Origin of the sequence: Rothia sp. HMSC061C12 (assembly GCF_001815755.1) — a bacterium.
Lineage (GTDB): Bacteria > Actinomycetota > Actinomycetes > Actinomycetales > Micrococcaceae > Rothia > Rothia mucilaginosa.
Genome location: NZ_KV821875.1, coordinates 49,036 through 62,791, shown reverse-complemented (window position 1 = coordinate 62,791; position 13,756 = coordinate 49,036). Strand labels below are relative to the sequence as shown.

The 13,756-nt window shown below is 57.8% G+C and carries 7 protein-coding genes; 6 read left to right on the top strand and 1 reads right to left on the bottom strand.

Going from position 1 to position 13,756, the window contains the following annotated elements:
- The first annotated feature begins 597 nt into the window (after nt 1-597).
- The 6 genes from HMPREF3055_RS07330 to HMPREF3055_RS07305 all read left to right on the top strand — a co-directional run bounded on the left by HMPREF3055_RS07330 (nt 598) and on the right by HMPREF3055_RS07305 (nt 12,757).
- Nucleotides 598-2,628, top strand: coding sequence for an adhesin (locus tag HMPREF3055_RS07330; protein ID WP_070615884.1), 2,031 nt, complete (start codon nt 598-600; stop codon nt 2,626-2,628).
- A gap of 297 nt (nt 2,629-2,925) precedes the next feature.
- Nucleotides 2,926-4,740, top strand: a complete 1,815-nt coding sequence (locus HMPREF3055_RS07325) for a propanediol dehydratase (RefSeq protein WP_070615882.1) — start codon at nt 2,926-2,928, stop codon at nt 4,738-4,740.
- A 449-nt stretch (nt 4,741-5,189) separates the two neighbouring features.
- A complete protein-coding gene (locus tag HMPREF3055_RS07320) occupies nt 5,190-7,019 on the top strand; it encodes a hypothetical protein (protein WP_246826920.1) in 1,830 nt (609 codons plus the stop codon).
- 337 nt (nt 7,020-7,356) lie between these two features.
- Complete coding sequence (locus HMPREF3055_RS07315) at nt 7,357-8,958, top strand: enoyl-CoA hydratase (RefSeq protein ID WP_070738744.1); 1,602 nt, start codon at nt 7,357-7,359, stop codon at nt 8,956-8,958.
- Nucleotides 8,959-9,137: 179 nt separating this feature from the next.
- Nucleotides 9,138-11,933 carry an HtaA domain-containing protein gene (locus tag HMPREF3055_RS07310; RefSeq protein ID WP_070738742.1) on the top strand — a complete coding sequence of 932 codons (2,796 nt, stop codon included), beginning with the start codon at nt 9,138-9,140 and terminating at the stop codon, nt 11,931-11,933.
- A gap of 83 nt (nt 11,934-12,016) precedes the next feature.
- Nucleotides 12,017-12,757, top strand: coding sequence for a sirohydrochlorin chelatase (locus HMPREF3055_RS07305; RefSeq protein ID WP_246822811.1), 741 nt, complete (start codon nt 12,017-12,019; stop codon nt 12,755-12,757).
- Between the two features lie 140 nt (nt 12,758-12,897).
- Here the strand turns inward: HMPREF3055_RS07305 and nirD are convergent, their stop codons facing one another.
- Entirely contained in the window at nt 12,898-13,224 is a 327-nt protein-coding gene (gene nirD / locus HMPREF3055_RS07300) for a nitrite reductase small subunit NirD (protein WP_005505749.1), read from the bottom strand.
- Nucleotides 13,225-13,756 lie beyond the last annotated feature (532 nt).

The window sequence follows — 13,756 nt, the reverse complement described above, 5'->3', positions numbered from 1 at the left end:
GGGGGGGGGGCTGGCAAGGGGGGTGCGGCAAGCGGGGTGAGAGGAGTGGCTCTTCCGTATTGGGGGTGCAGACTGGCGTAACGGAATGATTTTGTCGACTTATTTTGTGCGTGGTTATTGGTATGCACGCTTGTAATCAATGCGCATGTAAAAGTGGTGTGACCTGCGATTTTTTCACTTAAAAGAAATAAATTAAATGCATGAATGTGCAGAATATTTTTATCTCAAATCCATTAAAACTGCATATGCATGCAATAAAACCTTGAACCTCAAGGGAGAGTTGAAAAATTTCGCCTAGTCCATGCAATTTGAGTGCTCTTGATACTGTTCCGGAGAGTAAAAAATATTCCATGTGGGTTATTGCACAAGAAAATAGTCAGGACGTAAAGCGTATTTACAGCAATAACCTAAAAAGTATTGTTAGTGTGGAATTACCGATAAATAGAGCGATTCCCTTCGCGGCAACTTCCACCATTACATGAATGTTATGACTAGTCCGTGCGTTATAGCGTTCATTCCCGAAGAGGTACCCAACCATCTTCAATCCGTGGCACCCTCCGGAGGGTATCGTTCACACTCACAGAAAAGGTGTGTTCCATGCCCGAACCCGCTCACTCAAAAACCCGAGCAACAGCCGCTATTGCTGCATCCGTCCTGTCCGTTACCGGTGTTGGTACTGCGCACGCAGATGTGCAGGTGCAAAATACCGGCGGAATTGCTTCATCGACTGCGGTAGAACCCGACAATCCCCCCTCCGCAACAAACGCAACCCCCATCGAAAACGTTGCCACCCAAACCTCCCCGCAGGTGTACGTCGAGCAGGGCGTCGTCATTAACCCGGCACGTTCCCAGAGCATCACCGTCACCGGTGAAGGCTTTACCGGCGGTGCCGTTGAACGTTACGGTGTGGCAGTGTACGTGAGCGAATACCGCCAGTACCCCCTCTACGCACTGGGCCGCGGCTCTGCAGTGACGATGACCCTCGTGCCCGAACTCGATGTGGACGGTGGCCGTTTCAGCACCCAGTTGACCCTGCCTGCAGGTACCCTCGACCCCAACCAGCAGTACGTCGTCGCAACTGCCGTGGTTGACCCTGCCAAGGGCTACGCGACGGAGGATCCCTCCTACAACTCCTCTGCACCGCTGGAGCTGCTGCCCGCAAATACTCAGGATGAGCCGCTGAATGCTCAGATTCTCTCGGGCCAGATGGAAATTCCACAGGAGAAGAACCTGGTGGTTTACAAGGTCACCGGCCTGGGTGAAGCGCAGGCATTTGAAGTGATGACCTACGTCTACGCCTTGGATAGCCAGGGTAACCGCATGCTGCTGGCTGTTTCTCCCGCGCGCGCCGACGTTGTGAACGGTACCCTCCTGGATGGCATTGAGGTGCCCGGATCCATGCTGGAAGAAGTTCAGAACGTCCACGAGAATCTGCGTTACGTGCTGAGCGTTGAGGTGGCTCCCTCTGCAGCTAATGGTTACACCGCCCAGGAAGTTGAGGTTCCCTTCATGAATGGTTGGAATGTACAGAATGGCTCCGCTCCGGTTGCCACCGCTGAGCGTGCAATGGCGGAGCAGGCACAGTTCAAGAAGAAGCAGTCTGCAGAGGAAGCGCAGCCCGAGCAGGCTACCCAGCCGACTCAGGGTGTTCAGTCCGAGCAGGTGGCCTCCTCGAATACTGCCGAGCAGTTCGACCACGTGCTGCCCGAGGATGATCCGCGCCGCCACTACGACCTGCCGCGTAACACCCTCTTTGACCGCGTCCATGACACCACCAAAGAAGACACTACCGAAGAACAGACCAACGACACCGCTAACCCCGTGATGACCGCCCGCCTGCACGTAGAAGAAACCGTAGTTCCTGAAAACGACTCAGCTAAGACCCTGACCCTGCGTGGCGAGGGCTTCACCGGTGTCAGCTCGGTACACCTGATGGTTAGTGCTGTCGACGAATACGGTGTGGCAATCGGCGGCGTGATTGCTTCGGCTGATGTCTCTGAGATTGATGCCTCCGGTGCTTTCACTGCCCAGGTGCAGATTCCTGGCTCGGCACTCAAGCCCGGCACTACCTACCGTGTGAGTGCTGTGGCGGAGGATGAGCAGGGTACTGTGCGCATGGTCAATGGCGGCTTTACTGTCGAACGCGATGGCGTGGATAGCCAGCCCGCAGCCCCCCTGCCCACTACCCCTGAGCAGGATGCGCCCACTGTCGAGGCTCCCGCAGCCGACACTCCCGCGGTCGAGACTCCCGCGGTCGATGCTTCGGTGCCTACTGAGCCTGCGGCTGATCAGGCTTCTGCTACCGAGCAGAAAGCGGGGGAGAGCGGCGCTGAGCAGAAGAATGACGCTCCGGCTAGTGATCAGGGTGCTCCCGCGCAGAATGTCCCTGCACAGAACGCCTCTGCACAGAAGGTTGAAGCGCAGAAGGGCAACGCGCAGAAGGCCGAAGCACAGGCATCTGGCTCCCAGAAGGTTGCCTCCGGTGCCCAGCAGAAGCGCGAGCAGTTGGCGGCTACCGGCGCCTCCAATATGTTGGTCATTAGTGCCGCTGGATCGCTGTCACTGCTTGCCGGTATGCGTTTGAGCCGCCGTCGCCGTAGTGAGATGCAGCTCAGTTCTCGCCGCTAAAACGGGGTAATTATTGCCCCACTAGGCAAAATACGCATATAGATGTAGGGATGTCCGAAATGCAAGATTCGGGCGTCCCTACATCTTTAACTTTTTCTAAGGTTATACCTATAATTTAGAGTGCTGTCATAGACGGTACTATCACTCTTTACCACCTCGTTCACCCGAGGTGAGGAGTCGCTGTGAAGCGCCTCCGGTCACCGATATCAGAGAACCGTTATTCTGCGCCTACTTCCGACCTTTGGGCGCAGGAGTCACACGACGATTCATCACACTCACTCACGAAAATAGGTGACCATGTTTTCCACGCAGCGAACTGCTCGCGGCGCGGCGCTAGTAGCGTCTGCCGCCCTCGGTTTGGGTGGCTCCGTCGCGCCTGCAACTCTGGCCCCCGCCACCTTTGCCTCTGCCGCTCACGCGCAGACTCAGCAGACCCCGAAGCCTGAACTTCCCATCGCCGTTGCCGCCGATGTGGTTAGCCACGACATTACCTTGGACCTGGTTGCTCAGAGCAATGACTACACCCTGCTGTCGTTGACCGGTGTAACCTCTTTGGAGAATCTGAGGGTTCGCCTGTCCGCCATCTCCGTTGAAGATGGCGTTGTGGCGACCATGACCGTACCCGCAGCCCAGATGACTGCCTCAAAGAATGAAGAAGGCAATATTGAGCTGAGCATCCACCAGCGCCTCAACGTTGAGCAGCCGTACATGGTGGAAATTGAGAATCTGAGCAACGGCGAGACTGTCTCCGTTGAGTTTATGCCCGAGTACGGTGTAACAGTCGACGAGATTATGGCTAGCAGCCAGAACATTTTCTTCCCGGACACCCCCGGTGTTCCCCGTGCTAACCGCGTGGAGGCGAATCCTGCCCCCGAGGTGTCCCTGAGCCCCAGCGCATCCCCGAGTGCCGCGAAGGATAGCCCGCGCCCGACGGTCGCCCCGGTACCTTCTGAAGCGCCGTCTGCATCGCAGAAAGTTTCGGCTCGTCCTTCTGCGAGTGCATCTGCTAGCGCCTCGGTGAGTGCGTCTGCCAGTGCTTCTGCTTCGGTGAGTTCTTCTACCAATGATGCGGCACCCGCTGAGGTGACCGAGGATCGTCTGTTGGTGCACTCCCGCTCCGATCGGGCTCCTGCGGAGACCCGTGAGGCGACCCTGGAAATTTCTACCGCAGAGCTGCGCGGATCGGATGAGCTGCAGCCGATTAGCGTGCGCGCTAGGAACGTTGCGGAGAGCGGCCTGGGCTATGACGTGATGGTCTTTGAAATGCCTGCTGACGGCGGTGCCGTGGGTTCACCGCTGGCGACCACGCATGTGAGCCCTCAGCAGGTGACTGATGCTTCTTTCTCTGCTGATTTGAAGGTTCCCGGTACCTCTTTGAATGCGGGTAAGCGCTACCGTGTGGTTGTGGTGGGTGGTAACTCCACTGAGGAGCTGCAGCTCATGGCGACCAGTGCTTTTGGTGTGAGTGTGATTCAGCGTGCGGTTCCTGTTGATCCGGCTCCGAAGCCTACGAATACTGTTGTTCACCCGCAGATTCCGATGATTTCTGATGCGAATCAGCGTGTGAGCCCATCGGCCCCTTCGGGTCGCGTGAGCACTGTGGATTCTTCAGATGCCTCTGCGGATGCTCAAGATTTGGTGACTGATTCTGTTGCTAAGATCCCGTCGGTGGATAGCGCTCTGGGCTATATTGTGCAGACGCAGCAGTCGGCGCGTGCGATTACCGCGCAGGCTCGTAGTTCTGTGGCTGAGACTGCGGTGGTTCCTTCGACGATGGTGATGTCTGGTTATGCGGTGATGTTGCCGGGGCGTACCGTGGTGAACCTGTTGGGTTACCAGTCTGCTGAGGGGGAGACGGTGACTGTTGCTTCGCCTCAGGAGAATGTGGGTGCTGCAGGTTCGGGTAGTTTCTATACGCGTAGCTCGAAGTCGCGCGGTGATTCTGCCGGTTCGAAGCTGGAGGCGAGCGCTCAGGATAATGGCCCGCTGCCGGAGGGTACCTTGCCGCTGAGTATTGCTCTGCTGGGTTCGGTTGCCTTTGTGGGTACTGCTGTTGCGGTTAATGTGTATCGTCGCCGCCTTGAGGGTGCTGAGGAGCTGGGTGCTGAGTAGGTCAGCTATTTGTTGCTTAGCGCTGTGAGGCGTGGCTCTCTGTAGGGGAGTTGTTGAGTGGGAGGCGCTCTGTCGGGTGCGTGCCGTATGGGTGCGTGTTCGGTGGGGCGCCTTCTGCGTGCCCGGATGTTTGACTCTATTGCGCGGTGGTCTGGTGCGCCTTGGGGCGGTGTAAAAATCTCTTTTTGGTGCACTTTAGAGAATATATTTTGACATTCGAATTTTGCGTTATTTATATCTCAGTAAAGTAATTAATTCCCTTTTATTTCGGTAATTATTGCGACATAAAGTTTTAGCACATGAATGCAATGCAACATTAAGTGCAATATCCGTGTTAGGCTAGGGTGTAACCGACGTACTGGTGCGCAAATACTTGGATAGAAACACCGGGCTTGTGGTGAGCCTTCCCTAGTCCAGGCTTTGCGCCTACATCGATCGAAATGGCGCACATGACTATCACTCGACTTCCGAAACGCATTCATGCTCTTTCGCTTGCAGCCGCTTTAGGTGCAAGCGCTTTTGTGCTTCCTGGCGCCTCCGCAGTAGAGGCTGAAGCAATTAACGTGAATGATTGCCTGGCGGCTCTGGTTAATAGCGAATTTGAATCGAGTTGCCCCTATGAAGACCTCGAAATTGAGGTCGACACTATTGAGATTCAGATTCAGTCCATCAAGGACGGTCAGGCAACCATTAAGCTCGCCCCCCTCTATGAGGGCGGCTACGTGGGCGATGCCTCTAGGGTGTACCTGGTAATGCAGTACTACGACGCCACTGGCACGTTGCTTGGGTCTGACACTTACGAGCCCTCCGCAATGCAGGTTGAGCGTGCGGACGACGGCTCGATGCTCGTCACCTTTGAGATGCCGCAGATGCCCCAGGAGGGCTACTACTCCATGAGCGTCATGGACCTGACGACCTCCGACGCGGGCTATGGCGAATTCATGATTTCTGAGGGTTCCCTCGTTCCGCACGCTATCCCGATTGAGGATGACTCTGACGAGGTGATGGTGGACAAGAAGGAAAACGCCCACCAGGTGCCGACCATTGACGAGCTAAAGACGATGGAAAAGCTTCGTGAAGAGGAGCAGAAGAACCAGCAGGCTGCAGATCAGAAGGGTAGCAAGGATAAGGTTAAGACTGAGGTGCCTTCCGAGTCTGCTGAAAACCCGAACCTCGAAACCCACACGCAGAAGCTGGAGCAGGTCCCCGGCGGATTGACCTCTTCTCGCGATACTCAGACCCTGAGTGTTGCGGAACTGAAGGTCGCCTATGCTGAGGTTCGCTCTGATAAGGAAACCAAGCCGGTGACTATCAGTGCAGCGCGTCTGCCCGCGAATGCGGCTGGCTACGACCTAATCGTGGTTGAAACCGATATGAGTGGCAACCATAAGGGTGATGCGCTGTCCATTACACACATCAGCTCTGATCGCATTGTGAATGGCGCGTTCAAGGAAGAGGTCGGCATGCCCGGCTCTCTTCTGAAGACCGGCTCGGTGTACACCGCCTACCTGGTGCATGCGGACGATACTGAGTATGCGGAAGAAGTTGTCTCGGTGCGATTCAAGGTCAGTGGTGAGGCGACCGGCAACTCAACCTCCTTGACGAAGGATGAGTCGCCCCGCCAGGATGCAAGCGCATCGCTCACGTCCAGCACCAATGCGGCCGAGGCGACCGGTACCACTCAGGGTAGCCCCTCGGCTGCTACTAGCGCCGTCTCGACTCGTTCTGATGACACCCAGTCGGGCTCGGGTCAGTCTGCCGCGAGCGCACCCCGCTCCACTCTGGATGCGGTGAGCGCCATGTCCAAGGCAAAGGAAGCGAAGGCTGAGCGTCAGCGTCAGGCTCTGCAGGCTTTGGCTCAGGCACGTACGATGGCTCCGCGTTCGGCTTTTGAGCCGACTCGCACCAATCAGATTTCGGCGTACAGTTCGGGCTCTGATCCGGCATCTATCGCTGCTACCGCGAAGCTGGATGCTTTGACGGATGAAGAAAAGGCAGCGTCGGCAGCTTCTGGTAACGGAAATAAGGGTTTCACCCCCGTGGTTCATTCGGAGTCTAATAATCGTTCAGCTACGGTGAACTCGAATACCACTCAGGTGCACTCCACCGCGAATGCTGAGCGTCAGGATGGCGTGAAGGCTGCAGCTTCGGCGGAGTCTCCCGCTAGTGAAGAGGTCGCGCAGCACGGTGTAGCTTTCTGGGCTCTTGGAGGCACCGGTTTGGCGCTGGTGGTTGGTGCCGCGTGGCTGGCTCACCGCAGGGGAGTCCTCGGCGGCTAACGCCCCTAATCCGTGCTTTTTGACGGCATCGCATAGTATATTCGTTGTTTCATGAGGAACACTCACCCCCGCTATCTGTTGGTGCAGATTCCAGGGGGCGAGTCGTGCATTCAGGGTGTTCAAAAAAACTCTACCCTCGCGTGAATGAACCTTAAGGTTCGTGATAGGGTTGAAATAACCGATAAATAGATGCGAGCTGTTGTCAGGTCCTCTTCACCTGAAATATGAAGCGGAGTGTGGTACGACGAATCCGGGTGCATGTCGCACTCGGGGGTCCGCGCGGCACATGAGGAACGGGCAGTAGCACGCACATTTCCACCATGAAAAGATGCATTGCATGAGTATTTATTCAGCGAAGCACCGTATTGTCACCGCAACCATTTTGGTTGCGGGGCTTCAGTGCGGGCTTGTTGTACCCTCTGTCGCAACGGAAGCGCCCGTCACGACGCACTCTGCCGTGCAAAAAACTACGACCCTGGACGCGACCCCGAATCAAACTGAACAGAACCCGGAGGTTCAGGGTGCCGCCTCCACAATCACCATGAAGGCGCAGCTCAAGGATGATGGTTACCTGCTACGCTGGACAGGCTTCCCCGAAGATTTGGAGGCCTCCAGCGTTCTAGTTGACGTGAACTTCTACACCCCTTCCGGTGAGTACGGTGGCTCCATTCTGGAGAACCCGGCCCTCTCTGAAGGAACCAAGGAAGGGGAGCTGAACCTCCTGATGAGCCCGGCAACGGACTCGAACGTCGTGTACGTGATCGTTCTGGAGGATACGGTCCACGGCGCCTCCTACGAATTTTTTGTGACCGAGCGGGGGAACCGCCTGGTCCAGGCTGCTGACCCGCGCAACGGTAAGGTAAAGCCCACTCAGCCGCCGGTCGACATTGAGCGTGAAGAGGGAGGAGCCCCCGAAGAGACTGCCACCCCCAGCCCCGGGGCAGTGAGCCTGCCTTCGCCTACCGCTACTGACACGGTCCGCCGTACCGTAGACAACCCGCAGAACAAGGATTCTGGCCAGTACGTTATCTCCGAAGACAATAGCGTGTATGACCCGATGAATCAGCGCAAGGGCAAGGCGTACCTGTCCATTCAGGACTCGCAGGGTGACTCTCGGGATGATACGAAGCCTGTTACGGTCCGTGCCACGAACTTCCCCCAGAATGACAAGGGTTACGACCTGATCGTCATGGAAATCGACTCCAACGGCAACACTGTGGGTGACGCGCTCGCCATTGTGCACGTTAGTCCGGAATCGATTTCTGCGGGCGCTTTCGAAGCGGTGATTGGTGTGCCCGGTGCGTCCCTACAGATTGGTAAGACGTACCTGGTGGCGGCTTTTGATGCTGCCGGTGACGGTAACCTTCAGCTCAATACGGTGCGTTTTACGGTGACTCAGGCGTCTTCTGAGGGCGGTGGATCATCGTCCGGTTCTTCGTCTGTGAACGAGGAGAAACCGGTTGCTGTACCTTCCGCATCTACCTCTGAGACTGCGGACGCATCCGGCGCGAATGCACCCGCTACGGGTTCCACGTCTAAGACCCGCGGTATTCAGGCTGATACCGCCATGGCTCCGGGTACTAATGACGCCACGATTTCTATTCCGCGCGCTACCGGTAGCTCTGCCACCGCGTCTTCCTCGGCGCTGGGGTACCGCACCGGGGAGGCGCAGCCTGTTGAGGTCGCGACCCCCGAATCTAACCTACCTTCGGGTACTGATTCGGCGGCGCAGTCTCGCCGTGCCGCGATTCTGAACGGTTCTTCCTCTCAGGTTCGTACTGAGCCTGGATCGCCGAACGGTGTGAAGGCAACGGAGGCGCAGATTACCCGCAACATGGATAAGAGCTCGCCTCTTCTGCCGATTTTGGTGACCCTGGGTGGTGGCCTGATTCTGGGTGCTTTGGGCATGTCACGCATGCATACCTCGAAGAAGGATTAGTCGCGTAGGAGTTGGGGGTGGTGGCGGCCCCTGTTGCATGTTGAGGGGGTATTGCCCTGTCGGTGTGCTGTGAGATGTTTTGTCATAAAATGGCTCATTTGGTGTGTATCTTGAGAAATACTCACACTGTCGATATAGTAAGCCTGTCCTAACAGTGTCGATAGTATGGATACACACCAATGAAGATTTTCACATCTGGCACCCGCCTCTCCAAGGGAGCCTGCGCCCTCGCCGTTGCTGGCGCTGTTGCCCTGCCCCTGGCACCCGTTCTCGCCGAGAACATTAATATCGCTGCCCAGAACGTTGCCGCACAGAATGTCGCTGCAGGCGACCAGGCAACTGCTGGCGCATCCTTCGGCTGGGGCGTGCGCGCCTCCTTCCTGTCCTACAACGGTATGCCCCGCGAAATGACCGACGGCGCATCCTGGGACGCAACCGCAAAGCAGTTCACCTTCACCCCGACCTCCACCACCGTCTCTGAAGACGGCAAGCAGGTCACCCTGCAGGCTGCCGGCCGCCTCTGGTTCACCGGCCACTGCGCCGAAGGTCAGGACCCCGAAACTGGTTGCGCCCTGAACCTCACCTTCTCCAACCCCCGCGTGGAACTGAACCTCGCTGACGGCACCGGCTCCCTCTACATGACCGTGCGCACCAAGAACTACGCCTCCGGCAAGTTCGAGGGCCCCATGGAAGTCAAGATGGCGACCCTGAGCACCGGCACCGCCAAGCAGAGCGAGAAGGACGGTGTGGTCAGCATCAGCGGCATCTCCGCGAACCTGACCGCCGACGGTAACCACGCCTTCTCCGACTTCTACAACGAAGGCGCCAGCCTCGACCCGCTGAGCATCTCCTACAACGGTAGCGCAGCTAACACCCCCAAGAGCGCCTACAGCGTCGCCGAGTCCTACAACACCGGCGCGGGCGTGAGCCTGCCCCAGAACACCGCACGTCTGGGTCAGAACCACATCGTGCACGTGGCACCCCCGAGCTTCGGTGGTGACACTACCTACACCGTGCTGACCAGCTCCAACCTGAAGATGACCGACACCGGCGTCCTGAAGGCAATCAAGGGCGTTTTCGCGGTGGATGCTGACGGCAACCGCATGCTCGTCATCGGCAGCGAGACCAACAAGCCCGAGCTGTACACCGTGACTGCTGAGGGTAAGCTCGTCTCCTCCGGCACCTACTCCGACGTAGACCTCGGCGCCAACACCGTCAAGGCAATCGGCTACAACCCCGCCAACAACACCTGGGGCATCGTCAGCATTGACGGCCAGGGCGGCGGCAAGCTCACCATCATTGACGCATCCGGCAAGGCAACCTCGCAGGCTCTGCCGAAGCCCGCCTCTATCGACCCGCAGGTTGTGAACGCATACTCGCTCGACGAGTACTACGGCGACTCGTTCTCCAATAACACCGTGACCCTCGCGCCGCTGCCCGACGGCAGCTTCGTGTACGCGCCGTCGACTTCCATCTACGATGCGGCCGGCGAAAAGGTGGTTCAGAAGGGTCACCTGCTGCACATGAGCAGCAACGGCGTGTCCCTGGTGCCGAACTCTTCACCCGCAGGCTACGACACCGCCCTGCCCTCGACCCTGGTCAGCCCCAAGGGCTACATTTACCGTTGGAACAACTGGTACGGCGGTAAGGTGCAGATTCTCAAGTACGAGAACGGCACTTTCAGCGTGGTCCGCGAGTCCGCAACTCTTGAGGGCTTCGAGAAGACCGAGGTTGCCACCATGTTCCTGACCCGCGCGGGTAACGTGGTCGTGGTGGACGCATCCGGCTCCCGCCTGGTGTTCATGGATGACAACCTGAACAAGGTGAACGAGGTGGTGCTCTCCTCGATGCGCAAGACCGACAAGAGCGGCGGCTACAACGCTCTCGAGCTGCCCAACGGCGATATTATCTACCCGACCAGCTTCGAGAACCCGAACACCTATGAGGATCAGCTGTGGCTGAACCGCCTGGCAGCGAACTCGGCACCGACCCCGGCACCCGAGCCGACCAAGGCACCTGAACCGACTAAGGCACCTGAGCCGACTAAGTCTGCTGAGCCTACCGTGGCACCGACTGCTGAGCCGACCGTCGCGCCTTCTGCTGAGCCTTCTGCTGAGCCTACCGTGACTGCGGAGCCGACTGTTGCTCCGACCGAGGCGCCGACCGCAGAGCCCACTAAGTCCGCTGAGCCGACTGTTGCGCCCACCGAGGCACCCTCTGCTGAGCCGACCGTTGCTCCCACCGCTGAGCCGACTGCGGAGCCTTCTGCTACTGCAGAACCTTCTGTCACCGCAGAACCGACTGCTGAGCCGACCGTGGAACCCTCTGCAACCGCTGAGCCCAGCGTGACCGCAGAACCCACCGCAGCACCTTCGGAAGAGCCCACCTCGCCGTCTCTGCCGACCGCATCCGTGGCTCCTTCTGTAGCCCCGAGTGCTTCTGCAACTCCGAGCGCATCGGTGAGCGCTTCCCCGACCGCGGTTCCGAGCGTTCCCGCTGTGACCCCCTCGGTGAGCGCGTCTGCATCCGCTAGCGCGTCTGCTTCTTCGAGCGCTTCTGCGAGCGCATCGAGCTCCGCAAGCAGCTCCAGCAGCGCATCGGTGACCGCATCGGCTAGCGAGTCTGCATCTGCGAGTGCATCCGCGTCCGCGAGCGCTTCCGCAAGTGAGTCTGCATCCGCGAGCGCTTCTGCTTCTGAGAGCAGCACCGCTGACCAGAACGCAGCCGGCCACAAGGGTGGCTCCAACGGCGGTTCTGACGCAGGTTCCGGCGCCTCCGACAACTTGGGTGTGAGCGGCTCCAACGGCGGTTCCTCTAACGGTGGTTCTTCCGCAGGTGGTTCCTCGACCTCCGGTAGCTCCTCCTCCAAGCTGGCACAGACCGGCGCATCCGGCGCTATGTTCGCCGCAGCAGCTGGTGCTATCACCCTGGCTGCGGGTACCGCACTGGTCGTGGCTCGCCGCCGCAAGAGCTAAAATTTAGCCTTCGTGCAACACCCCGCTTCGCCACTCGTGTTCATGAGTGGGGGAGCGGGGTGTTCCTTTCATACAATGGAAATATGACTATTCTGAATGTAATCGCAACTTCGCACGGCACTGACTCGGTCGCCGGTCGTGAAGCTATCACGCTGATTCGTGAGCAGATCAAGTTCCTGCTTGCCCAGCGTAATGACGGTGTGGAGTACCGTGTCCACGCCGCATATGTGGATGTGGAATCTCCCAGCGTTGATGATGCCGCAGCCTCTCTGCCCAATGATGAGCCCTGCGTGATCGTGCCGATTCTGCTGTCGACCGGCTTCCACACTCAGGTGGATTTGCGTCGTGCCGCACGCAATAGCGGTATTGAGCGTATTAGTATTGGCGAGTCTCTGGGACCGGATGCACGTCTTGCCGCTCTGACCCGCGCCCGCCTGGAAGAGGCTGGTTGGACTCCCGGCGACGGCCCTGTGGTGCAGGGTGCCGCTGGTTCTTCCCGCGCCGATGGTCGTGCCGATATGGAGCGTGCCGCTGAGCTGCTGGCTGACGAGCTGAACGCTCCGGTACATCACGGCTTTATTGCCGCTATCGATCCAAAGTTCCACGAGGTCGTTGCCGAACATCAGCCTAAGTTTGCCGCGACTTACCTGCTGGCGGATGGTTTCTTCTCCGGTAAGATGCGCCGTGATGCTGAGTCGACCGGTGTGCCGGTGAAGGTTGCCGCGCCGCTGGTGAACGCGCAGGGTGGCGCTTCTGCTGCCGTGGTGGCGGAGTGCTTTATTGACCGCATGGATGCGGCTATTGCCCAGTTGGATGCCGCCTAGATGACTTAAAATCAGGCTAGTGCGCTCGCTGTTCACTCGCCTGATGAGAGGCTTCTGAAAACCCATACAAAAAACCTCGGGACGTCATGTTCCCGAGGTTTTTGTGTTGCTGTGTTTGAGAGCCGTAGACGGCTGAGCGTTTAGGCGGTCTTGAGGTAGACGTCGCCGTCGCGGACCTCTACGGGGTAGACCTTGATGGAGTAGGAGGGGTCGGAGACGCACTCACCGGTGGTCAGGTCGTAGACCTCCTTGTAGAGGGGGGAGGTGATGGTGGGGTTGCCGTTCTTCTCACCGACGATGCCGCGTGCGAGGACCAGTGCCTGGCTGTGCGGGTCGAGGTGATCGCCGGCGAAGATGCCGTGCTTGGTCTTGTAGATGGCGTACTGGTAGCCGTCGACCAGGGCGACTTCACCCCAGTTTTCTTCGAGGTCAGATTCAGCGCAGATACGTACCCAGTTCTCAGCCATGGGGGTTTCCTTTCGAAGTGGTGGTCTGCGCCGCGCGGGGTGCAGGACACAATAGCGGTTCGTGTGTTCTTTGTTTGGAGTTTACCTTATGAAACCCACATTTGGAAATGGGGCACGCGGAGGGTGCTAAAGGTTATTTTTACCCTAAAAAGACGACCTTGAATTTTGTAGATTAGCCTTACCTAATTTAATTTCAGGTAAGGTAAGAATACCCTATTTCAGCCCGATATTCCGCGGATTTTTTAGAAAATTTTCCCAAAAAATGCGGATTTTCGATGCCTCGACCCCGCGCTAGAGTGTACGATAAAAGTCGTAGTTTAAAACGCCTTTTGACTGCCTGAAGAAAACAACATAATCCCACACAAAAATGTTTCGTAATTTTCAGATGCATTCTAAAGAAGCGGGCGCTTCAACTACTCGGTACGCATCAGGTACGAGCCCAACGGTACGGAAACTAGGAGTTCCAATACCGGGCACGATCCAGCCGCACACTGAGGGTAGATAAGTGCCATGAACTACCTGCATTACAACT

Coding starts and splice junctions, on each gene's coding strand:
- HMPREF3055_RS07330 (WP_070615884.1), top strand. CDS start 598: ATGCCCGAACCCGCTCACTCAAAAACCCGAGCAACAGCCGCTATTGCT.
- HMPREF3055_RS07325 (WP_070615882.1), top strand. CDS start 2,926: ATGTTTTCCACGCAGCGAACTGCTCGCGGCGCGGCGCTAGTAGCGTCT.
- HMPREF3055_RS07320 (WP_246826920.1), top strand. CDS start 5,190: ATGACTATCACTCGACTTCCGAAACGCATTCATGCTCTTTCGCTTGCA.
- HMPREF3055_RS07315 (WP_070738744.1), top strand. CDS start 7,357: ATGAGTATTTATTCAGCGAAGCACCGTATTGTCACCGCAACCATTTTG.
- HMPREF3055_RS07310 (WP_070738742.1), top strand. CDS start 9,138: ATGAAGATTTTCACATCTGGCACCCGCCTCTCCAAGGGAGCCTGCGCC.
- HMPREF3055_RS07305 (WP_246822811.1), top strand. CDS start 12,017: ATGACTATTCTGAATGTAATCGCAACTTCGCACGGCACTGACTCGGTC.
- nirD (WP_005505749.1), bottom strand. CDS start 13,224: ATGGCTGAGAACTGGGTACGTATCTGCGCTGAATCTGACCTCGAAGAA.